Raw genomic sequence first — 22907 nt, 5'->3', positions numbered from 1 at the left:
TTTCGATCACCTACTCGGATTGCTCATGATGGCATTGTTTCTCACCTCATCGGCGGTCGCTCTCCTTATCATTGCGCCTCTTTTGATCGGCAGATTTGGCTGGGAAAAGTGCCTGCTGTTCTTGTCGTTGTTCAGCCTTCTCGTGTTTCCTCGTAATCTGATTTCAGTCGAGGGAGGGGAGAATCCCCACGTTGGCATCTCAACGTCGCACGTTGGGCTGACCCTCTTTCAAGGTGTGGCGCTCATCGCGGTTGCCTATTTCATGACAAGTAGGAGAGGGATCAGAATCCCGCTACCGTTCGTGGTTATAGCGCTCGGCATGGTGTTTTGTTTTGTTTTTGTGTGGGACACCTCGAACTTGCACCTAGCCGGATTCACGCACTACATAGGTGCTTTTCTGTTCTGGGCAATAGGGTTTGAGCTCTCAAAGGGGTTGGACCCACACTCTTCTCGAGCGGTGATCTGGCCGAAACTCATAGTGAGCTTCCTCGTAATTCAGTTGGGCGTCTCCGTTCTCGAGCTCGTCGGAATTCCATTACCAGGAATCGTGTCTGGAACAACCCGCGAGGTCGAGAACGGACGCATCTTCGGCACGGTCGGTAATTCGGGAACGCTTGGGAAAATCGCGTTTCTCATTTTGATCGTGCTACTGCCATTCGCTATGTCGAAAACGCGGAACGTGCGGGCATGGGGCTTGACCGGAGTCTTGTTGGCTGTTGTTCTGACAGCACTCACGCTAGGACGAGCAAACATGGCCGCTGTCTTGATCTTGATACTTGGATCTCTCCTTTTCGCATCCTCATCACTCGGCATAGGTAGACGAGTTCTCCTCCTCGGCGCACTTGTCATCGCTGCGTTCATATTTGGAGACGCATTCCTTCAGAGGTTTTTAGATGATCCAGAGGGCACGATTAGGCCTCAATTGAGCTTGGCCGCATTCGAACAAATGTCGCAGACTCTTTGGCAGGGGGTGGGTCCAAACAGCTACGTGGAGGTTGTAGGTAGCTGGGACATCACTACAGCTCGCGGGTTTCCAGTACATAATGCCTTCTTGCTGGCGATTGCGGAACTAGGCCTCGTGCTTGGCGTGATCCTCTTTGTGCCATTCGCAAAGGTAGCGTGGCGAGCTGCACGCGGGGTCGTGGTGAGTTCAGATCAAAGCGGATTTGCGCGAACACTACTCTTCGCCTGCCCCGGGCTCGTAATCGTGCTTGCCACCGGGTGGGGTATGTTAAACGGTTTCATGCTATGCCTGTTCATGTTTATTTTCGGCATACTGGACCGACAGCTGCGTCCACAGAAGCATATGGGTGAAACTGCTCGACGTAAGGCTGAACATCAGGGTGAGACACAGGGGAGCCTCCGCGCGTGAGCGCCGAGCCGAGGGCGCGTTTGAGGGTGCTCATGTCCTTTCAAAGAGGCGGGCAGCGAGCGAACCCCTTTACCCAGCATCTTTACCATGCAGTTGAGGGTGCAGATGTTGAAGTTGAGCTTTTCAGTTGGAGCAAGGCGCTTTTCGGCACCTACGATATTTTTCACGTTCACTGGCCGGAGAATCTCTTTAGGGGTTCGAATCTCTTTCGTACTTTGGTGAAGTCGATATTGGGGTCGTTGCTGCTGGCGAGATTTTGGCTTCAAAAGACGCTCATCGTTTACACAGTGCACAACCTCGCTCCCCATGAATCTGTCAGCCGAATAACTCGATGGCAAGTCGGGAGCTTGGCAAGGATGTACACGTACTCGATCTACTTGAACGAGTCGGTTACCAATAATCCGCTAGTGGGAGTGACCATCTTGCATGGCACGTACCCACGTGTCACGGATCGTCTTGTTGAACCGGAGGGAGATCGCGCCAGTTCATTGTCAACTGTGGTCTGTATTGGGCAAGTTCGTCCTTACAAAGGGCTTGAATACCTCATAGATGCCTTTCGCAAGTTAGACGACAAAGACGTTAGATTGCGCGTACTGGGTTTCTCCTCAGACGAAGAGTACAAGCGGCAACTCGTAGATCGCGCCGAGAACGACCCGCGCATCGAACTTCGTTTCGAGTATTTGTCAGATGCAGAAGTCGAGCGATCAATAGATTCGGCTGAACTAGTCGTGTTGCCGTATCCGGCAATATACAACTCTGGAGTGGCGCTGTTGGCGCTCAGCAATGAAACACCCATTTTGGTACCAGATAGTTTTTCGACTAGACCGCTTCGAGATGAAGTTGGCGAGGACTGGGTCAGCCTCTTCGGAGCGCCCCTGCAACCCGCTGATATCCAGATCGCTCTCAGCAAAGCACATAAGCGCAAGGTGAGACCACCAGAATTGAGCAGGCGAAGGTGGAAAGTGATCGGTCAGCTCCACAGGAGCGTCTATGAATGTGTCTACGCAACGCGACGGTACGCAGTGAAGGATCGAGTCGCACGCGTGCACCAGGCTGTATCTCTCGACCTGTCGCTGCTAGGACACTCGTCACGCAATCGGGTCATCGAATGACATTCGAAGAGACGCGCATATGACGCTCGGCGATTCGGCCGCACGCGGTGCGAAGGTTGCACTAATCGGACAGGCGATCAAGTTCGCCATCCAAATGACGGGGATCATGGTGCTCGCTCGTTTGCTGAGCCCAGCGGAGTTCGGGCTTGTCGGAATGGTCGCGGCGATCATTGGAGTCGCCGCGATCGTTGCTGATCTGGGGTTTTCGACGGCAGCCATTCAAGCAGCATCGATTTCACACTATCAACGAAGCAACTTGTTCTGGATAAACGCGGGGGTGGGTCTAGCAGGTGGATCAGCACTAGCGCTCAGTGCAGGGCTGATTGCTAGTTTTTACGGCTATACGCAGATACAGCCCATTGTCTGGGCACTCTCCGCAGCGTTCTTCATACAGTCCCTTACTCCTCAGTTCACCGCAGATGCGGCGCGGAACTTGCGCTTTGGGCTCCTTGCTATTGCAGACGTACTGGCTCAATTCGTCGCGGTTTCGCTTGCCATTTTGATGGCAATTGCGGGTTTCGGAGTTTGGGCTCTGGTGGCGCAAACTGCGCTGGTCCCGGTGGCGACGCTCGTGTGTCTTGCGGCTTCGAGTAGATGGGTTCCAAGCTTTCCCCGACGCGTCCCGATGAAGTCGCTCGTTCATTTCGGTGTCAACACCTTTGCTGTGCAGGTGCTCAACTACCTGAGTTCGAGTATTGATTCAGTCCTCATTGGTCGCTTCCTGGGGGCAACTCAGCTGGGATATTACGACCGTGCCTTCCAACTGTTTAAGGTACCAATTCAACAAGCTATGGGACCGCTGACGCGAGTCATGCTGCCGCTTTTATCTCGGCATCAGAAGGATCTCGGCGTTCTCGGCCAGTACCTTAGGAACGCCCAGCTCGTACTCATGTACGGGGTTGTGAGCGTATTGGTGTTCGTGTCGGCAGCCGGTACTCCAATCGTTACCACCATATTGGGACGAGACTGGCTGCCCGCTGCCCAGATACTTCCGATCTTTGCCGTCGGGGGTGTCTTTCAGGTACTGGGGTATGTCTACTATTGGGCGTTTCTGGCAACAGGCCAGACAAGTATTCAGCTCCGATACGCATTCTTTACGCGGTTGCTTATGATTGCATTGTTAATCGGAGGAGTGCAGTTTGGTCTTCATGGCGTCGCCATCGCCGTTTCCCTTGGATTAGCCATGAACTGGGTTGTGCTGAGTGCGATCGCGGTGCCAAAGATCGGAATACGCGTCCGTCCATTGCTGCAAGCAACGATGCGCCCTCTGGTCACACACGTTGCGATGTTCGGAGCAGTGTCCATAACAGCCATTGGCTTTACTCCGCTAGTGGGGGACGGCGTCTTGCTCTTGCTACTCCTGGTTCTTGTGGCGGCTATATTCTACGGAGGTATGTATGTGTTGTTCCGTTCAGTACGGGGTGACATTCGCACGGTATATGCGTTTGTGCGGCGAGCGATTTGAATAGCGCCAAAGTGGGAGGCATAGAGGTCGTTCATTGGAATCCTCGATGGAACGGGCGTCGTTTCCCTCTAAGCCGCATGCCATTCAGATCAAGAGTTAACAACTTTGGAGATCTCTTAGGTCCTATGATCGTCGAGCGAACTCTTCGCGATCATCACGAAACGAGGGTTCGGGCCGAAGGCTCATCGCGAGTGTTGACTGTTGGCTCGATAATTCACCTTGCATCGACTGGAGACACCGTTTGGGGTTCAGGTGTTAATGGAAAAGTGAGAGCCGATGCATATCGGTTTTCCTCGCTTGACGTCCGCGCTGTACGGGGACCGCGAACTCGGGCGTTTCTTCAGGCTCGTGGCATCGACGTTCCTGAGATATATGGCGATCCCGCGCTGTTGTTGCCATGGCTCTTCCCCGAATGGAAAAAGACGGCTGAGGCGAAAACGCGAAGGCTTGGAGTAGTGCCGAACTTTCGGGATAGGCACTTATATGCAAACCACCCTGACTTTATAGATCCTCGTGCCAAGGTAGAGGCGGTAATCTCCGCGATCGTTCAAAGTGAAGTTATTGTTGCTTCTTCACTTCACGGGGTGATCCTTGCAGAAGCGTTTGGGATACCGGCGATCTGGACGAAGAGTCGAGAGGAATCCCCCGTGAAGTATGAGGACTACTACCTCGGAACGGGGAGAGACGACTACCCGCCAGCCCTAGACTTCGACGACGCCATACGATTGACCGTCGGTTTTCGCCCGTCAGGAACTGGCCTGAGCGATTGGAATCGCAGTTCCCTTGAGAACGCCTTTCCTCTTGATCTGTGGACTTAATCGCGTCGTCGATCGCTTTCTCTTCATACCTCGTCGAAGATTGCATCCTGAATCGATCGAGCGACGTTGGCTGCTGACCAGAGGTCGAGCGCTTCACGAACGCTGGAGACGAAACTGTCGACATCCACATCGCTCATTTTGTGAAGCCATTCTTCGACTGCACTGGCAAGCGCATCCGGGGTGGTGGGGTCGAAGGAAAGAGCATTCACGCCTTCTGTCAAAGCCTCTGTCTCGGGACCATTCCTCATAGGGCTGTCCGGATAGACCACAGGTACCCCATACTGCAGGGCGTCAACGGCGAGTAGACCAATTGCGGCTGGTGCCACAACGAGAGTTGCGTTTTCGAAAACTCCCTCAAGCTCGTTGGAGTCATGGATTGCTCCTAGGAACCTAATCGGGAGTTCCTCTCGGGCCGCCCGCTCACGCAAAGACTCAAGGGCGTCGCCTTCGCCGACTATCGTTGCTTCGATATCTGGATGAGCCGGCAGGAGTTGCGACATTGCATCCAAGAGCAAATCCAGGCGTTTGGATGTCGTCACTCTGCCGACGTAGAGGAGGCGAAACGAAGCGGGTTTTGTAGAACGTCCTATCCCTCGTCTTCGCGCCCGGGCAGTAAGCTCTACGTCGGACAATCTGCCGGCACTTCCTTGATGCTCGACAGCGTTCCGGACTACGTGCACTTTAGATGATTGCGTGCCCAACTCGCACGCTGCGCGCCGTTCGGATTCGCCATACACGAGGAGGCCCGTCGCTAGACGATTCATAATCTCCTGGACGTAGCGTTTCAGACTACGGTCTCCCGGTTTGCCACACTGTCCCCAAAGATAAGTTGGTTTCCTTCTGACAGCCCCGGCGAGTAATACGCCCCATACAGATAGTGACGTTGTTGCGGGTGCAATGATCACGACATCGAAACGAGAACTCCAAGCCAGGCGAATCACTGACTTGTTCCAACTGAGAGGTCCCATCCGCCGGACCCGAACTTCATTTAGGTTCGCATAATCCTCTCGAGTGAGACTCCTGATGGACGCTCTGCCAGTTGTCCCACCATAGAACGAAAAATCCGACCCTGGCCTAGCGTCGAGTGCCTCAAGAATGGCTAACCGGTATATCGGAAAGAACGGGTAATAGAGCATTACTCGTTTGGTCACCAATGCATCCTTTTCCACTTAGTAGTGATGTTGAGCGCTGAGAAAAGATCATCGCCTAAGCGAAAGCTACGGCGGAAATCAATGTACCAATCGAAAGATCTGTTCAGCCTCTTCTCGATACTTTGTAAGGAGCGGGGCATTCGATCAATCAGCAACTTGTCCATCCGAGCGCTTTAACAAACGCACCCGTCTGATAAACATACTGTTGCACCCAATATCCGAGACTGAGGTGGCGGGCGTAGGCATAGACATTCAGCGTTCCCGTATAGCACCGGCCGATGATGAGCCGAGCGCGGTTCACGTGGGTGACGATCGTCACGACAGCGACCTCGGTCCAGCCGTTTTCTAGTGCGAGTCCTGCGATGGCACGCGCCTCACCCTGAGTCGTTCCAGGATCGGGGGCAAAACAGGTGACCGCATAGGGGCGTCGAGCTGAGCACGCTTCAGACACGTATTCGCCATCTTCTCGACTGCTTGAGATCACAAGATTGCCAGAGAGCCCCTGATCCATCAGGTTCTCCGCATATTCCATTCCGTACTTCGACGGACCGAGCACGATGATCGCATCCACCTTGCGTGGTTCGTCTGTGTGCGGAAATACGAAAAGCGGCAGGCCGACGAGTATCCAGGTGACGATCGTGGCGACGAGTCCGAACCCGATTCGGATGAACAGTTTGTGCGGTGGCAGCCTGGTATGTTGTCGCCGCGCATCACCCATGCCGCCATCGTACGGTGCTTCACCAGCCGTGTTCACGGTTTTCTCCGCGCTCTCTGGTTGAATGAGGCCTATGTCGTCTGAAGCCGCACTTCGTCATCGTCCGCGGGCGAACAAGCGCAAGCGACGGATTTGGCTGTGGGTTGTTCTCGGTCTGGTTGTCGTGATCCTTGCCGCTGGCGCGTGGATCGCAATCCGGGGCCTGATGGCGAAGAGCTCGCTTGAGGCCGCCATCCCACTCGCCGGCGAACTCGCGAGTGCGGTGGTCGCCGGCGACACCGAGCAGGTCGCTTCGTTGAGCGACACGTTCACCGAGCACGTGGACGAGGCGGCGTCTCTGACCAGCGACCCCATCTGGCGTGTTGCAGAAATCGTCCCGGGTGGCGGCCCGAACCTGACGGCGTTCCGCGAAGCATCCGCAGTCGCGCGAGACGTTGCCCACGATGCCGTGGGCCCGCTCGCGACGATGGCGGACGGGATCGACATCGCGGCGTTGAGACCGGTAGACGGTGCTGTCGATCTCACTGTGCTCACGAGCATCCGTGAGCCTGTCGCGCTCGCAGCGGATGCCCTGCGTGACGCGCAGGCGCGCACACAGGCGATCTCTACGGACAACATCATCGGCCCGGTGCGTTCCGGTGTTGAGCAATTGGCCGTTGCCGTCAGCGATGCATCCGAAAGCGTGAGCGCACTGCATCGAGTCGCGGAGCTTCTGCCCGCGATGCTCGGGACTGACGGACCACGAAGCTACCTGCTCATGTTTCAGAACTCTGCAGAGCTGAGAGCGACCGGAGGCATCGCCGGGGCGCTCGCCGTCGTGGGAACAGACGCCGGTCGGGTCGACCTGACGGCGCAGGCAACAGCGAGCAGTTTTCCGCGCCTCGACCCGCCGTTATCGTTGCCGCCAGAGACCCAAGCGCTCTACGGCGACATCACGGGGTCGTTTATGGCCGACGTCAACCTCACACCGCAGTTCCCCGTCGCAGCGTCGCTCGCTCGTGAGATGTGGCGCTTGAGATCGGGCGCCGAAGTCGACGGGGTGATCGCCGTGGACCCTGTGATGCTGAGCTATCTGCTGCGCGCCACAGGACCGATCACCTTGCCGACCGGTGACGAGCTGAACGCAGACAACGCCGTGCAGCTCTTGCTGAGTGATGTCTATGCTCGTTACCCCGACGCTGAGGCACAGGATGCCTTCTTTGCGGCGGCAGCCGCCGCCGTGTTCGAAAAGGTTGCCGCGGGCGATCTCGAGCCACGCGCACTCCTCGAATCGCTTGTGCAAGCGGGGGAAGAGCACCGCATCCTGTTGTGGAGCGCACACGAGGCCGAGCAAGGGATTATCGCCGAGACGACGCTTGCCGGCGAGCTGCCAGAGCCGGATAACGAGCATCTGCCGTTCGGTCTGTATCTCAACGACGCCACGGGCGCCAAAATGGACTACCACCTTGAGACGGGCATGTCTGTCGGGGAAGCATCATGCCGCGACGACGGAACCGGCCTGTATACGGTGGGTCTGACGCTCACGAACACGGCGCCGGCCGACGCCGCGAACGTCTTGCCCGACGCGGTCACCGGCCCCGGAACATTCGGGGTGCAGAAGGGGAACATCCGCACGATGATCACCGTGTATGGCGCCCTGGGATCCACCGGCATCGGAGTGATCCGAGACGGGGCGGGGGCCGGTTACCGGCCAGCCGTCGACAACGGGTACTCGGTGAGCAGGATCTTCGTGGAACTCGCGCCCGGCGAGAGCACAACACTGGAGTTCGGCTTCGTTGGCGACGAGTCCGGCGATCGCGAGCCGGTGATCACGCACACACCTCTGGTCAGGCCCGTCGAGGTCGCGGAGGCGACCCCGAACTGCGATGCGTGGACCTGGTAACGCAGTTCCTCGACGTAGCGTGCCCCATGTCGTCACGCCCGAGACTCGCCGGCCGCACAGCTGAGCCTGGCAATGCGAGGGCCCATGTTCCCGTTCGGGTCCGAGAACATGGGCCGTTGCATAGACGGCAACAGCCCATGCTCTTGTCGGGTTCAAGAACATGGGCTGCGTCGCCGTTGGGTGAAGGCCTGGCCCGCGAAGGGGGAGCGCAGGCGCCTTCACCTTGAGAGATGCCATTGCGATCGGATTATGACGCGTGTAGGGTCACAGATTCCAAAATTTCTGGTGTTGGTGTTCAGGCCGGGGTCCTTCTCGCGGAGTGTGTTTTCCACAGGGGCCGTTCTTCTTGCTCAAGCCGAGACGTGTGCCTCTAGAATTAGCCGTGCTCGTGCCCGAGAATGAGAGGGTGATCGAAGTGACCGAACCCCAGGTATGGGTGCTTATTGCGGTTTTCTCCGCAGCGATCTTCGCGATGCTCGGCATTGTCACAACCACTTTCAATCGCACGTTGACGAGTGCGATCGGCGGACTGCGTGACCGTATGGACGCGAGATTCGAGGCGATGGACTCGAAGTTCGAGGCGATGGACTCGAAGTTCGAGGCAAAGTTCGAAGCGATGGACTCGACCTTCGATGCGAAGTTCGAGGGGATGCGAGCCGAGGTGAACGGCAAGTTCGATCTGATCGAGGTGAAGCTCGAGCATATGGATGCCGACATCCAGGCGATCTCTCGGCACGTGTTCGGCACAGATCCGCGCTGACCCCACGAGCAGAGCTGGAGCATCGATCTCGCGTTTTCATCTGTTTCGGACCGTCTCACCTTGCATACGAGATGACAACGTCCAGATGAGGTGAGAACACGAACAAGGCCTCTTCGATGTTCGGGACCCCCGAACTGGGGTTCTACATTGCTTGCCATCTGGTGTTCTCTGGTGCATTCTCGGGGAGGCGTTGTCTCCTCATCCGTGTCTCAGACCGGACCCCAACGTCAGGAAGAGGTCCCGAATGTTCCAGCTGATTCCCACTCGAACCGGTCTGGCCAGGGCAGCAGTCGTTACTCTCGTTGCTGCGAGCGCCCTCGTCGTCGGAGGCACGACTGCCGCTGCCGCGCCCGCGGTGCAGAACATCACTGCTGCCGACATCGTGGACATCCGTGCACCAGAGGGGACAACGCAGTGGTTCTCTGAGGTTTCCAAGGGCGGCTCTCTGCTCGACGACGCCTATAACGGCACCGACAGCCTTGCCTTAGACGTGCCGAGTGCCAGCGCATCGGTTCGCGTACTCAAGACCTATGGTGCGGGTGTCCGCCCGCAGAGCGATCTTCCGGCGCTGCTCTCTGACGCGTCATACAGTTATGCCGGCGCCAATGTGAACTTTCAGATCGAGATGTTCTACACACCGGTCGATCCGGCATACGGTCCGGACTCACCCACTGCAGAGAACCGCTGTACGCCGGCATTCGACGAGGGCGTCGCAGTGCCGGGGCAGTGCTACACGGTGATCAAATGGGAACCGTTCGTAGACCGGTCGACGTGGACGACCGTTGACCTCAGCGCAGACACGGCCGCCGATAGCCCGAGTCAGACCGGCGGGTGGAAGAACAGCCAGCGCATCGGCACCTACGCGAAGCCCGGAGCGATGATTGGCAACACCCTCACCGAGTATCTCGCTCAGATGAGTGACTACACAGTCATTGGCGTGGGTCTGGGGCTCGGATCCGGCACATCGGATGCCAGGGGTTGGGTTCGGGACGCATCGTTCGGCGGCGTCGACTACCGCTTCGCGCAAGCGCCACCGAGCGATATCACGGTGGGCCCGGGCGAGTCGGTGCAAAACGCGATCGACACCGTCGCCGAGGGTGGAACGGTCCACCTCAATCCAGGCAGCTATGACGAAGAGATCCGTATTCGCAAATCCGTCTCCCTGGTGGGCAATGGGGAAGCCGGCTCCGTGGTCTTCAACCAGCCGGCCGCGGGCCGGAACAAGCTCATAGACATCTACAACACATCGAACGTGACGATCGAGAATATCGTCGTCGACGGAAGTGCGCGTGTCGAAGCAGGAGGGCAAACGTCAACCGGCATCGACGCCAACAGCGTGCACGGGTTGACGCTCACCGACGTCACGGTTCGCAACTTCGCGAAGAACGGCATCGCCGTGACCGGCAAGTGGAGTGAAGATACTCCTACATCGTCGTCCGACATTCATTTCGACGGTATCTCGGTGACGAACAACCAGTGGGCGGGTATCGCGTTCTACACACTGAGCACGCAGGGGGTCGGGGTGGGCATCTCGAACGTGACGTTCTCCGGGCCAACAGCTGTGAGTGACAATGCCAAAGGAATACAGTTCGGCGACCCTGGCGATCACGATGGCGTCACCGGTGTTGACGGAGGACCGGTGCGCCTTGGCATAATCACGTTCGCGGGCAACGAGATCAGCGTGATCAACTCCGATCAGAGCGAAATCGAGCTTGATCGTGCGTCGACCGTTGACGGGCGACCCGTCACCACCGGTGATTTCGAGCCGGGAACGCTTCGGATCGTTCCGGCGGCATCCACGACGATCGTCTTGTCAGCTTCGCCGTCAGGGGCGATACTCGAGGGCGGCTCGGTCACCCTCACGGCGACGGTCCGACCGAACACAGCCACAGGAACGATACGGATATTCGATAGCGGGAGTGAGATCGCACAGCACGCCACCACGAGCGGTTCTTTCACGTTCTCGACCTCGTTGCTCTCGCTGGGCGCACACACGCTCACCGCACAGTTCATTCCCTCCGACCCGCACCAGTTCAGTTCGTCGACGTCGGCCGCTCTGTCCTTCACCGTGAACCAGAAGAATGCACCTGCTCCGCCACCCGCAGCAAACACCGAGCAACTCGACGAACGAATCGCGCGGGACAACATCGACGTCGCTGCCATCACCGAGAGCTTCGCCCCGTCGGGTGGCGCTGCCGACAACCCGCTGAACGCGTTCGACCGGAACGAGCCCCTCTCTGGCGAGCTTCCCTGGCCAAATACCACCGACAGTTTTGTTGATGTGTATGCGTTCTCGACGCCGGTGTTCCTCGGAACGTTCCCGGTCGTCGATGGGAAGGTCATACTCACCGGCGTCGACCTCTCGAAGCTTGAGGCCGGAGGCCACCAGCTGGTATTCGTCGGGCAAACCAGCGGAGAAATGCAGGTGATGGCGGTCACCATAGCCTCAGCAGAACCCGACCCAACGACCGGCGATGACTCGCCGTCAACGGGTTCTGACGGTGCGGGCACCTCAGAGGACTCGTCACTCGCCTCGACAGGCGCCGAGGTCGCATACGGGTTCGTCGCTCTCGCGCCCGCCCTCATGGTGCTCGGCGGGATGCTCCTCATGGGCCGCCGCCGTGCCCGCAGCTAGCAACGATCGCTGAGCGACAATCTCGGTCTGAGCGTCATACCGGCCGACTCTGCCCGATACACGGGTTCTGGGCTGCCGGTGCCCCCTCGTCGTGATTCTGCAGGACTTCTGCGCAGTGGTGAGGGCACGGACACGCGATACCAGCGCCCTCGCGCCGGTGTATTTCCACAGGGTCGTTCTCTTTGGCTGGATTGAAACGTGCACCACCTAGAATCGATAGCGCTCGTGCCCGAGAATGAGAGGGTGATCGAAGTGACCGAACCCCAGGTATGGGTGCTTATTGCGGTTTTCTCCGCAGCGATCTTCGCGATGCTCGGCATTGTCACAACCACTTTCAATCGCACGTTGACGAGTGCGATCGGCGGACTGCGTGACCGTATGGACGCGAGATTCGAGGCGATGGACTCGAAGTTCGAGGCGATGGACTCGAAGTTCGAGGCGATGGACTCGAAGTTCGAGGCAAAGTTCGAGGCGATGGACTCGAGATTCACGTCGATCGACGCCAGGTTCGCGGCGATGGATGCGACCTTCGATGCGAAGTTCGAGGGCATGCGAGCCGAGGTGAACGGCAAGTTCGATCTGATCGAGGTGAAGCTCGAGCACATGGATGCCGACATCCAGGCAATCTCTCGGCACGTGTTCGGCACAGATCCCCGTTAGCTTCGACCGCGCCCGCCCCATATCAGGCGGTTGGCACCGCTTCTATCGAGGCAAGGCGGGCATCGGTCGGCGGGTTTGCATCCGGTGGGGATGACGGCGCTGCTCCCGTTCAACGCCGTCATCCCAGGGCCGAGGTCGTCGACGTGCAACGTTCTTGAATAACGGCTGCAGTGCTCATACGAGGGACGACCTGGAGGGAGACCCTTAGCTGGTTCGATCGTAGATCGTTTCTGGACTCGTCCCAAGGGGGCGAGGCGTCCAATTTTCCTATCGCGGCGGCTTGACCAGCGCTAGCCGGCGGATGCGGCGTCTGCGTGCGGCTCGTCACCGAGCACGGCCTGCAGGAACGCCTTCGTGCGCTCCTCGGTCGGGTTCGAGAACATCACGTCGGGCGATGCCTCTTCGATGATTCGACCGCCGTCGAACATCAGCACACGATTCGACACATCGCGAGCGAACTGCATCTCGTGGGTGACGATGAGCATCGTGATGTCCGTCGTCTCAGCGACGTTCCGCAGAATGCCGAGCACCTCGCCCACGATCTCAGGATCGAGCGCCGAGGTCACCTCGTCGAGCAGCAGCACCTCTGGGTCCATCGCCAGTGCGCGCGCGATCGCCACCCGCTGCTGCTGGCCGCCCGAGAGTTCAAGCGGGTGAGCGTTCTCTTTGTCGGCGAGTCCGACCTGGTCGAGCAGTTCTCGTCCTTTGGCGATCGCGTCGTCTTTCGACATGCCGAGCACGTGCACAGGGGCTTCGATGATGTTCTCGATCACCGTCATGTTCGGAAACAGGTTGAACTGCTGGAAGACCATGCCGATCCGTTTACGAATCTGGTTCTTGTGCTTTTCTTTGAGCTCGACGCGCTTGCCGTCTCGCTCTTCATGGGTGAGCGGCTCACCATCGATATAGATGTAACCGTCTGTCGCCTCTTCAAGTGTCATGACCAGCCTGAGGATGGTCGTCTTTCCGGAGCCACTCGGACCGATCAGGGTGACACGGTCGCCCTTGGCGACCTCGAAGTTGAGGCCGTTGAGCACAACGTTGTCGCCGAACCGTTTCTCGACGTCGACGAATGCGATCGTGGGGACGGCGTCAGTAGTTGTAGGCAAGTCGCTTTTCCAATCTTCCGATAAGCAGTGAGGTCGGGTAACTCGCGAGCAGGAAGATGATTCCGGCGAGGGTGATCGATTCGATGTACTTGAAGTGGTTGCCTCCGAAGACGAGGCCGGCCTGCACCATTTCGACGACGCCTATCGAGAGCAGGAACGGGGTGTCCTTGAACATCGAGATGGCATAGTTGCCGAGTGCCGGGATCGTCGCCCGCAGGGCCTGCGGAATGATCACGGCGATCCAGGTGCGGCTTCTCGACATCGACAGGGCTGTCGTCGCCTCCCACTGTCCTGCCGGAACCGCCTCGATGCCGGCGCGGTACACCTCGGCCATATACGTCGAGTAGTGGATGCCGAAGACGATGATTCCGATGGTCAGAGGGCTCACGTCGAGGAACGCGTAGTAGGCGAAGAGCAGTTGCACGACTATCGGTGTCATGCGGATGAAGTCCACGATGAACTTGACGATGGCGCTGATGGGACGCGGAGCCGATCGACGGAGAATGGCGATGATCAGTCCGAGCACGGCGGCGATCGCCGTGCTCACGACGGTCACGAGAAGCGTGACCGTGAAGAAGCCCTGCAGAAGCGTCGGAAGAGCTTCCCAGGCCAGCTCCCAGCTCCAGAACTGATCGTTCACGCTTTCTCCTCGACCTTCTCCAGGCCCGTGTCCGGCGAACGAAGGCTCAGGGCTTCACGCAGGGACTCGCCCCGGCCGAGCCGGTGCTTCGCCCGCACCTCGAGAGCGTTCATGGCCAGGGTCAACAGGTAGGCGATCACGAAATAGGCGATGAGCCCGACGGTGTAGGCGAAGAACGTGTCGGTTTCGAGCCGCAGCTGATCGATGCGGAAGGTGAGGTCGGTCATCGTGATGAAGCTGACGATGGCGGTTCCCTTGAGCAGGTGAATGAGCAGGTTGGACAACGACGGGATCATCAGGGCCCACGCCTGCGGAAAGATGATCCGCCGCATCCTCTGCGCCTTCGACAGACTGAGAGCAGTTGTGGCCTCCCACTGACCGGTGGGCACGGAGTTGATCGACCCGCGAACCACTTCGGCGCCATATGCCCCGTAGTTGAGTCCCAGCGCGAGAATGCCGACGAACATCGCCGGCAGATCGACTCCGAGCTGGGGCATCACGAAGAAGAACCAGAAGAGCTGGACGACAAGCGACGTGCCGCGGAAGAACTCGATGAACGCCCGGGCTGTGCCGCGCACCAGGATGTTCTCCTGGCGCGCGAGCAGCCCGAGCGCCACCGCGAGAGCCATGGCGAGGATCGCGCCGCCGACGGTCAGTTGGAGTGTGATCCAGAGACCTTCGAGGATCAGCGGCAGCGATGCGCCCAGCTGTTCGAAATTGCTAGACATCGAGTCGTCTATTCGAGTTCACCCGCACAGAGCTGCTCGGTGGTGAGGTTTTCGGGCGGGAGGTTCTCTTCGGTGAAGCCGTACTCACCGACGAGGCCGAGATACGTGTCCACGTCAGCGGTGATCTTTCCGAGTTCCTCGTTGTATGCCTCGAGCAGTGCCGTGTCTTCCTGGCGGAAGACGGTGGCTCCGGCGCCGATCTGCTCGACGCCGTCGATGACCTGCACGAACGCGTCGGTCACCTCAACACCTGCGTCAGGGTTGTTGTCTGCCATCCAGTTGAGCGAGATCGCCGTCATCGCAAAGGCATCCGCACGGCCGTTCGCAACGGTGTCCATGCCGGTCTGTGCGTCTGGCACGGTCTGCGCCTCGAGACCGAGCGACTCGGCGTAGCCGGCCTCGATGCCACCGGCGAGCACGGCGAGGTCGACGTCGCCGGCTGCAACGACGGAATCGAGGTCGGTCAGCCCCTTGGGGTTGCCTTCCTGCACCATCAGCGCCGTGGTGTACATGATCTCGGGGTCGCTGAATGCAGCCTGTTCACAGCGCTCGGGGAGGATCGACATCCCGGCGCTGATGACGTCGAAGCGCCCGGCGTTGAGCCCGGGGATCAGCGAGTTCCAGTCGACCTGGACGACCTCGACGTCGTCGATGCCGAGGTTGCCGAAGATCTCTTTGTGCATGGCGATCGTGGCGCCTTTGGCCTCGTCGCCCTCCTTCCAGGAGTACGGACGCTCGTCGGCGATCGCGACGGTGACGGTGCCCGATTCCTGGAGCTGCTCGAGGGTGCTGCCTGCGCCGTCGCCCCCGTCGTCGTCGCCCGCCGCACAGCCTGTGAGCAAGCCGACAGCGAGTGTGCCCGTGGCGGCAAGGCCGATCCACGATCTCATCGATGATGGTGTCTTCATGGTCCTCTTTCGGTCGTGTACAGGGCGAACCACCTAACCCGCGCTGTCGCGCAGCCCAGCCGACCCGACCCGAAATGGTCATGTGAGTCCTTTAGGTTAGGTGAGGCCCATGGGCGGCACAAATTGTCTCTGCGTCGGTGAGACGTCGGTGAGAAGGTGACGAACGGGTGCTCTCAACAGGGCGGGTCAATGAACGGAAATCACCGTTGACCGGGTGCAACCCTCGTGCCAGGCGTCGACGCGGCTCTGCGGCGTGATTGGCGCCCGCGACCTCTGGTCGCCGCCTGCTGGCAACGGAGAGCCCCGGAGGCCGAAATCCGCAGGATCACACGCGAGAACAGAGGTGAAGCCCACGGCACCTGTTTGCCGAGTCTCACAGTTTGATAACGAATGGACTACGACGCCGAATGCGACCCCTGGCAGGTGAGATGCACGGCGCGGTCATCGCGGCGGAACGAGTGATCGGTGAGGCCGCACTCGGGCCCAGCCCCCCGATAGACGACAGTGATTGTGAACCGACGGGGGCCCTCCGGCCTCGACAGGGGCAGAATAGAGAGAGCGCCGCATTCGCGCTGCCTGACCTGACCCTGCTTGACTACCCTCGGGAGGCTGCCCCCATGGCTGCACACGTCGATGTTGTTGTACTCGGTGCCGGACCGGGCGGATACGTCGCCGCCATCCGCGCCGCCCAGATGGGCAAGAGCGTGGCGATCATCGAGAGACAGTATTGGGGTGGTGTGTGCCTGAACGTGGGGTGTATCCCGTCGAAGGCACTTCTGCGCAACGCCGAGCTGGCACACATCTTCACACACCAGGCCGACATGTTCGGAATGTCCGGCGACGTCTCGTTCGACTTCGGAGTCGCCTTCGATCGCAGCCGACAGGTCGCAGACGGGCGTGTCAAGGGTGTGCACTTCTTGATGAAGAAGAACAAGATCACCGAGTTCGACGGGCACGGGTCGTTCACAGACGCGAACACCGTCGAGGTCGCCCTGAGCACGGGTGGCACCGAGACGGTCACCTTCGACAACGCCATCATCGCGACAGGGTCGACCGTGAGACTGCTGCCCGGCGTCGAGCTGAGCGAGAACGTCGTCACCTATGAGTCGCAGATCATGACACGCGACCTGCCCGGGTCGATGGTCATCGTTGGTGCCGGCGCGATCGGCATGGAGTTCGCCTACGTTCTCAAGAACTACGGCGTCGACGTGACGATCATCGAGTTCCTCGACCGCGCGCTGCCGAATGAAGATGCGGATGTCTCGAAAGAGATCACGAAGCAGTACAAGAAGCTGGGCATCGACATCCTCACGTCGACCAAAGTCGAATCGGTTGACGACAAGGGCTCGTCTGTGACCGTGACCTACACCGCGAAGGACGGGTCATCCGGGTCGATCGATGCAGACAAGGTGCTGATGTCGATCGGGTTCGCCCCTCGCGTCGAGGGATTCGGCCTCGACAAGACGGGCGTCGACCTCACTGAACGTGGCGCGATCGCCATCGACGAGGTCATGCGGACCAATGTGCCCCACATTTATGCGATCGGGGATGTCACCGCCAAGCTGCAGCTCGCGCACGTCGCAGAGGCTCAGGGTGTTGTGGCCGCAGAGACCATCGCGGGAGCAGAGACACAGCCCCTCGGCGACTACCGGATGATGCCGCGCGCGACGTTCTGCCAGCCGCAGGTCGCGTCGTTCGGACTCACCGAGCAGCAGGCGAAAGACGAAGGCTACGACGTGAAGGTCGTGTCGTTCCCGTTCCAGGCGAACGGCAAGGCCCACGGCCTCGGCGACCCGACCGGTTTCGTGAAGCTCGTCGCCGACAGCGAGTACGGTGAGCTGCTTGGCGCCCACATGATCGGGCCCGACGTTTCTGAGCTGCTGCCAGAACTGACGCTCGCCCAGAAGTGGGACCTCACGGCCACCGAGCTCGCCCGGAACGTGCACACGCATCCGACCCTGAGCGAAGCGCTGCAAGAGGGGTTCCACGGCCTCACCGGCCACATGATCAACTTCTGATTCCGTGCACGACACCCGTTGCGGGAGTCGGCGTTGCGCGTGGGTGTGAGAAGAACTCCCGCGCGAAACGGGGGACACGCACGGGAGTGGCGGGGATCCCGGAACGCCTGGCGGGTGCCTGGTGCGAGTGGCGGCGAGGCGGGGTCGTACTCTTGACGTATGAAGGTTGTGCTCACGATTCGTCCTACCGAGACACGCGACATCGAGACAGACGGCGAGGACTACGTCACGGCGAAAGCGGCGGCGCTGGAGCAGGTTCCCGAGGGCTGGGCGCCTGTCGCCATCCGCACTGAGCGCTGATCACGCAGCAGCGGTGGTGCTCAGCAGTCGCTGTGCCGAGCAGGAGTGGCGCGCGACGCGCCGCCGTCAGCGCGGGAGCAGGCGCAGGCCAGCCGAGCTGGAAACGCTCTCGGACTGGCCGCCGGAGTGAACGATGCGCACTCCGCCGCCCGCGCCATCGTCGACAACGGTGAGCTGGGATGCGTGGCACCGAAGGGCATCCGCCACAACAGGTCGATGCTCGTCGAGATCGAACCACTCGACGCCCGGTCCCGGCGAGTGAACGATCTCGGCGACATCGACGGCGGCATCGGAGTATCGTCCACCATCGGCCCTCTCATTGACGGCACGGCACGCGGCGACCGTCGCACGGTGGGCGCAGACATGGTCGGGATGCCCGTAGCCGCCTTCGTCGTCATAGCTGATGACGAGCGTCGGGCGTTCACTGTGGATCAGCGCGGCGATGTCCGCGGCGACCTCATCGAGCGGGGCGATCGACAGGGCGTCATCGTGGACGTCTGCCGCCGGGCCTGGCACGCCGGGCGCCGCCCAGGACATCCCCGAGTCGCGATAACGCCTGTCCGCCCTTCCTGCTGCACGAGCGGGCCGCTCGCCGAGCAGAAACGATCGACTCACGCCGAGTGTCCGCGCGGCGCACCGCAGCTCGTTCTGGCGGTGTTCGGCGAGCTCCGGGGTGTCGAAGAGGTGCGCGAGCGGTCCGTCGACGACCTCTCCGCGTTCACCGCGTGAGGCGGTGAGCAGCAGCACGTCGACGCCGCGAGAGGCCAGGTCGGCGATCAGGGCGCCCGTGCTGATCGCCTCGTCATCCGGGTGGGCGTGCACAAAGAGCACAGTGCGGTGCCCGTCGAGCATGCTCATACGTCGCTCGCCGGTGCACGTCGCCGTCCGGGCTCTGCCGTGGCATGGTCATCGATGAGCGTGCGATACACCTCGACGAGAGCCGCCGCAGAGCGACTCCAGGTGTAGCCCTCAGCGCGCTCGCGGGCCGCAGCAGACAGTCGCTCGGCGTATGCGGTGTCTGTGAGGATGCGCGTGACGGCATCTACCCACGCGTCGGGAGCGCGAGACTCGAGAAGCACGCCCGTGACGTCGTTCACAACGGCCTTGCGCAGCCCACCGGCCGTCGCTGCCACCACGGGAACACCGCTCGCCGCCGCCTCGAGCGAGACGAGCCCGTATGTCTCTGAGTGCGACGGGATCAGCACGACCCGCGCCCGGCGCATAAGGGCGGCCAGCTCGGGCCGGGACTGCGGCCCGATGAAGCGAACGAGGTCGCCGACGCCGAGTGAGTCGGCGAGGCGGGCGAGCTCGTTGCGATAGGGCTGCATGTCTGAAGAGGCCTGTCCGGCGATCCGCAGTTCTGGGCGGAGCCGCTCGGGCATCGCGGCAATCGTCTCGATCGCCAGGTCGAACCCCTTGAGCGGATGCACTCGGCCCGCTGCCAGCGCATAGGGCTGTGTGTGCGCCATTCCTGGGGCTTCCGGATGGAACAACTCTGAATCGACGCCCGGCGGCACGGTGCGCACCCGCTCGGGCCCCGCGCGGAGCCGGTCGACGACGGTCTCGGCCTCTGCAGTGCTGATCGTGACAACGAGGTCCGATTCGGCGGCGAGCTTGAGCTCACCGGCTAAACGGGCGGGAGATTCGGCGCGTTCTCCGTAGGAGAGGGGAGTGGATGCGTCTGCGGCGATGCTGTGGAAGCTCTGCACATGAGGCACCCCGATCTCGCGCGCGACGGCGAGAGACGCCATGCCAGAGAACCAGTGGTGTGAGTGGATGACGTCCCAGAGCGGTTCTGCGGTGGCCGTGGCGCGCACCTGCGCGCCGAACTCGTCGATCAGCTCATCGTGTTCGCTCTTGGTGATGGTGCGTGCGGGACCGGCATCGAGGACTCGCAGGGTGACGCCGGGCGCCAGCAGCGATTCGGCCGGCTGCTCTGGTGAGCTGCGGCGGGTGAGGATGTCGACCAGGTGACCGCGTGCTCCGAGTGCCTCTGCCTGATGGCGCACCACAACGTTCATGCCTCCCGCGTCTCCCGCCCCTGGGTCTGTCCCGGGCGACGTGTGCATCGAGACGAGGGCGATGCGCAGTCGCCGCGAAGGCGCAACAGCAGAAAGCGGGACGGGGGAGGGCACGTCTGCGATCTTAACCTGCCCGTGGTCTCAACCCGCAGCAGCGGGTGCCGGAGCTCGCACCGCTCGACGCTCCGGCCGCCACGAGGCGCAGAAGCCCACAAACGACGTCGGCACCTCGGCGGCTGGTGTAATATTCGGATTCATTGCGGGAGATCTGAAGACCGAGATCAACGGGTATGGCGTCTCGCGGCATACGGCCAACTGAGTGGTCTGTGGCGGTGCGCGAAAACCCACCGTGCAGCCTTCGACAGGGAATACCAGGTCAGCCGGACTTTCGTCGAGTTGGCTCCTGGCAAGAGTGCCAGGTTGACCTGTGCGTCCGTCGGCTGGAAGGTCCCGACGGCGGTGACATCCGCGTGGAGCGCCCAGGCGCCTAGTCGGAATCAGGCCGAAAGACAATGATTGACAGACCCCTCTGACCCGGGCATATTGTAGAGGTTGCCCGGCAATTTGCCGGAAAAGCCAAGGGTGGCGATTTGTCATCCAATGCAGGATTAATTTCGGGGGTTATTCGCTCATGGCAAAGAAAGCACTTGCAGGCGTTTTGCTTGCGCTGGTCGCAGTATTCACTGTGCCGGTCGCTGCAAACGCCTATGTACCAGACGACGAGGACGTCACCGTTTCGGGTTCCGTCGTTCCCGGTGGCACCGTCGTGGTGACCATCGAAGACACCTTCGCGCCTGGATCGCCGGTCTCGTTCACGGTCAGCGGCTACGGTGCCGTCACCATCGCTGTCTTCAAGGCGGCTACCGACTCGGTCACGAAGACCGCAGACGCGAGCGGTACCGTCTCGGCCGCTGTCACTCTTCCCACAGACGCACGCGGCACCTACACAGTCGAGTTCTCAGGCGTCGGCCCCAACGGAGAGCCGATCGTCGGATCGATCCCGCTCACGGTCAGCGCAGCCGGTGGCGGTAGCGGCGGCGGTGGCGGACTTCCAGACACCGGTTCCGACCTGTCGATGCTCGGCCTCTGGGCCGGCGGAGGCGCGCTCCTTCTCGGTGCTGCGCTCATCGCGACGATGACTGTTGTCCGACGTCAGCGCGAGGCACAGAACTAAGCCTCATCGCGTTGTAGGTCCGAACACTGTTCGGTGAAGACAATTCGACGGTCAAAGACGAGGGTCCCGAGCTACGGTTCGGGGCCCTCGCTCTGTGTGTGAGGATGTAACAGATGAAGATCTCGGTTATCGGCTGCGGGTACCTCGGTGCCGTCCATGCCGCATCCATGGCGAAACTCGGGCACGACGTCATCGGAATCGACGTCGATCAGGCCAAGGTCGACTCGCTCTCTGCTGGGCACTCCCCGATCTTCGAACCAGGGCTCCCCGAACTTCTTGTCGAGTCGATCGAGAGCGGTCGCCTGCGGTTCAGCACGAACATGGCAGACGTCGCCGGGGCATCCGTGCACTTCATCGCGGTCGGCACCCCGCAGCTGCTGAACCAGAACGGCGCAGACCTCACCTATGTCAACGCGGCCGTCACCTCGCTTCTGCCGCACCTCGCGCCTGGTGACCTGGTCGTGGGCAAGTCGACAGTGCCCGTCGGCACGGCGGCCCGCCTCGGCGAGCTGGTCGCAGACGTGAAGGCCGAACTGGCCTGGAACCCTGAGTTCCTGCGCGAGGGGTATGCGGTGCAGGACACGATCTCGCCCGACCGCTTCGTCTACGGGGTCAGAGAGGGCGGACGAGCCACCGAGGTCCTCAACGAGGTCTATGCAGAGGCGATCGCCGCTGACACTCCCCTCGTCGTCACGGACTATGCCACAGCTGAGCTGGTCAAGGTCGCTGCCAACGCGTTTCTCGCCACCAAGATCTCGTTCATCAACGCCATGGCCGAAATCGCCGAGGTCACCGGCGCCGATGTGACCCAGCTCGCGGATGCCATCGGCTACGACTCCCGCATCGGACGCCGGTTCTTGAACGCGGGCGTCGGTTTCGGCGGCGGATGCCTGCCCAAAGACATCCGTGCGTTCACGGCGCGTGCAGAAGAGCTGGGCAGGGGCGAATCCGTCGCCTTCTTGAAAGAGGTCGACGCGATCAACCTGCGTCGCCGCGACCGGGTCGTCGAACTCGTCGTCCAGGCGCTCGGCGGATCCGTGTATCAGAAGAAGATCGCTGTGCTCGGGCTTGCGTTCAAGCCGAACAGCGACGACATCCGCGACTCGCCGGCACTCGACGTGGCCGTGCGGCTGCACGGCCTCGGTGCCGAGGTGATGGCGTCAGATCCAGAGGCGATCGCGAACTCGCGCGCGAAGCATCCGCAGTTGTCGTTCGGCACCACAGACGAGGCACTCGCCGGTGCCGACGCGGTTGTCATCGTGACCGAGTGGAAAGAGTACAAGCAGCTCGACCCCGCAGCTGTCGCCTCTGCGGTGGCACAGCCGATCGTCATCGACGGCCGCAACTGCCTCGACGTCGTGGCCTGGCGCGCAGCGGGCTGGACCTATTACGGGCTCGGCCGACGCTAGTGCGATCGGCAGCGGGACGGCGCGGTAGCG

General features: G+C 60.8%; 20 protein-coding genes. 12 read left to right on the top strand and 8 right to left on the bottom strand.

All coding sequences use genetic code 11. The features are described 5' to 3' along the window. Positions 1-25: 25 nt before the first annotated feature. The 4 genes from ACYVF5_RS04085 to ACYVF5_RS04070 all read left to right on the top strand — a co-directional run bounded on the left by ACYVF5_RS04085 (position 26) and on the right by ACYVF5_RS04070 (position 4767). Positions 26-1372: an O-antigen ligase family protein gene (locus tag ACYVF5_RS04085; protein WP_460943603.1), complete on the top strand. Its 1347-nt coding sequence runs from the start codon at positions 26-28 to the stop codon at positions 1370-1372. After that, positions 1369-2484 carry a glycosyltransferase gene (locus tag ACYVF5_RS04080; protein WP_460943601.1) on the top strand — a complete coding sequence of 372 codons (1116 nt, stop codon included), beginning with the start codon at positions 1369-1371 and terminating at the stop codon, positions 2482-2484. The genes ACYVF5_RS04085 and ACYVF5_RS04080 overlap by 4 nt, the downstream gene beginning before the upstream one ends. A gap of 19 nt (positions 2485-2503) precedes the next feature. Next, positions 2504-3949, top strand: coding sequence for a lipopolysaccharide biosynthesis protein (locus ACYVF5_RS04075; protein ID WP_460943599.1), 1446 nt, complete (start codon positions 2504-2506; stop codon positions 3947-3949). Positions 3950-4140: 191 nt separating this feature from the next. Beyond that, a complete protein-coding gene (locus ACYVF5_RS04070; protein WP_460943597.1) occupies positions 4141-4767 on the top strand; it encodes a polysaccharide pyruvyl transferase family protein in 627 nt (208 codons plus the stop codon). Positions 4768-4790: 23 nt separating this feature from the next. On the opposite strand, the gene ACYVF5_RS04065 is transcribed toward ACYVF5_RS04070, so the two are convergent. Next, positions 4791-5531 (bottom strand): glycosyltransferase family 4 protein, encoded by a 741-nt coding sequence (locus ACYVF5_RS04065; RefSeq protein ID WP_460943663.1) that lies wholly within the window; start codon positions 5529-5531, stop codon positions 4791-4793. Positions 5532-6066: 535 nt separating this feature from the next. Beyond that, the gene (locus ACYVF5_RS04060) at positions 6067-6672 is read right to left on the bottom strand and encodes a YdcF family protein (RefSeq protein WP_460943595.1); all 606 of its coding nucleotides are present in this window, start codon (positions 6670-6672) and stop codon (positions 6067-6069) included. A 34-nt stretch (positions 6673-6706) separates the two neighbouring features. On the opposite strand from ACYVF5_RS04060, the gene ACYVF5_RS04055 reads away from it, so the two are divergent. The 4 genes from ACYVF5_RS04055 to ACYVF5_RS04040 all read left to right on the top strand — a co-directional run bounded on the left by ACYVF5_RS04055 (position 6707) and on the right by ACYVF5_RS04040 (position 12570). Then, positions 6707-8515 (top strand): DUF4012 domain-containing protein, encoded by a 1809-nt coding sequence (locus ACYVF5_RS04055; RefSeq protein WP_460943593.1) that lies wholly within the window; start codon positions 6707-6709, stop codon positions 8513-8515. A 406-nt stretch (positions 8516-8921) separates the two neighbouring features. Further along, on the top strand, positions 8922-9275 hold the full coding sequence (locus tag ACYVF5_RS04050) for a hypothetical protein (protein ID WP_460943591.1): 354 nt from the start codon (positions 8922-8924) through the stop codon (positions 9273-9275). A 244-nt stretch (positions 9276-9519) separates the two neighbouring features. Continuing rightward, on the top strand, positions 9520-11910 hold the full coding sequence (locus tag ACYVF5_RS04045) for an Ig-like domain repeat protein (RefSeq protein ID WP_460943589.1): 2391 nt from the start codon (positions 9520-9522) through the stop codon (positions 11908-11910). Between the two features lie 243 nt (positions 11911-12153). Further along, entirely contained in the window at positions 12154-12570 is a 417-nt protein-coding gene (locus ACYVF5_RS04040; protein ID WP_460943587.1) for a hypothetical protein, read from the top strand. Between the two features lie 290 nt (positions 12571-12860). Here ACYVF5_RS04040 and ehuA read toward each other — a convergent pair whose 3' ends face one another. The 4 genes from ehuA to ACYVF5_RS04020 are packed head-to-tail and all read right to left on the bottom strand — an operon-like array spanning position 12861 to position 15955. Further along, positions 12861-13679, bottom strand: a complete 819-nt coding sequence (gene ehuA, locus ACYVF5_RS04035) for an ectoine/hydroxyectoine ABC transporter ATP-binding protein EhuA (protein ID WP_460943585.1) — start codon at positions 13677-13679, stop codon at positions 12861-12863. Further along, positions 13663-14319, bottom strand: a complete 657-nt coding sequence (gene ehuD / locus ACYVF5_RS04030) for an ectoine/hydroxyectoine ABC transporter permease subunit EhuD (RefSeq protein ID WP_460943583.1) — start codon at positions 14317-14319, stop codon at positions 13663-13665. Before ehuD ends, ehuA begins: the two co-directional genes overlap by 17 nt. After that, positions 14316-15047 carry an ectoine/hydroxyectoine ABC transporter permease subunit EhuC gene (ehuC, locus tag ACYVF5_RS04025; protein WP_460943581.1) on the bottom strand — a complete coding sequence of 244 codons (732 nt, stop codon included), beginning with the start codon at positions 15045-15047 and terminating at the stop codon, positions 14316-14318. Before ehuC ends, ehuD begins: the two co-directional genes overlap by 4 nt. A gap of 8 nt (positions 15048-15055) precedes the next feature. Further along, positions 15056-15955, bottom strand: coding sequence for a transporter substrate-binding domain-containing protein (locus tag ACYVF5_RS04020; RefSeq protein ID WP_460943579.1), 900 nt, complete (start codon positions 15953-15955; stop codon positions 15056-15058). Between the two features lie 617 nt (positions 15956-16572). On the opposite strand from ACYVF5_RS04020, the gene lpdA reads away from it, so the two are divergent. Then, the gene (lpdA, locus tag ACYVF5_RS04015) at positions 16573-17973 is read left to right on the top strand and encodes a dihydrolipoyl dehydrogenase (protein WP_460943578.1); all 1401 of its coding nucleotides are present in this window, start codon (positions 16573-16575) and stop codon (positions 17971-17973) included. Between the two features lie 159 nt (positions 17974-18132). After that, on the top strand, positions 18133-18273 hold the full coding sequence (locus tag ACYVF5_RS04010) for a hypothetical protein (protein ID WP_460943576.1): 141 nt from the start codon (positions 18133-18135) through the stop codon (positions 18271-18273). A gap of 66 nt (positions 18274-18339) precedes the next feature. On the opposite strand, the gene ACYVF5_RS04005 is transcribed toward ACYVF5_RS04010, so the two are convergent. Together ACYVF5_RS04005 and ACYVF5_RS04000 are read right to left on the bottom strand one after the other, a co-directional pair. Beyond that, positions 18340-19131, bottom strand: coding sequence for a PIG-L deacetylase family protein (locus ACYVF5_RS04005; protein ID WP_460943574.1), 792 nt, complete (start codon positions 19129-19131; stop codon positions 18340-18342). Then, complete coding sequence (locus tag ACYVF5_RS04000; protein ID WP_460943572.1) at positions 19128-20408, bottom strand: glycosyltransferase; 1281 nt, start codon at positions 20406-20408, stop codon at positions 19128-19130. Before ACYVF5_RS04000 ends, ACYVF5_RS04005 begins: the two co-directional genes overlap by 4 nt. A gap of 517 nt (positions 20409-20925) precedes the next feature. Between ACYVF5_RS04000 and ACYVF5_RS03995 the strand changes: the two genes are divergently transcribed. Continuing rightward, on the top strand, positions 20926-21468 hold the full coding sequence (locus tag ACYVF5_RS03995; RefSeq protein ID WP_460943570.1) for a copper resistance protein CopC: 543 nt from the start codon (positions 20926-20928) through the stop codon (positions 21466-21468). Between the two features lie 113 nt (positions 21469-21581). After that, positions 21582-22877, top strand: coding sequence for a UDP-glucose dehydrogenase family protein (locus tag ACYVF5_RS03990; RefSeq protein ID WP_460943568.1), 1296 nt, complete (start codon positions 21582-21584; stop codon positions 22875-22877). Positions 22878-22907: the final 30 nt, after the last annotated feature.

The organism is Okibacterium endophyticum, assembly GCF_054780075.1.
The sequence above is the reverse complement of the archived record's forward strand: the minus strand, read 5'-3'. Positions and strand labels throughout refer to the sequence as shown.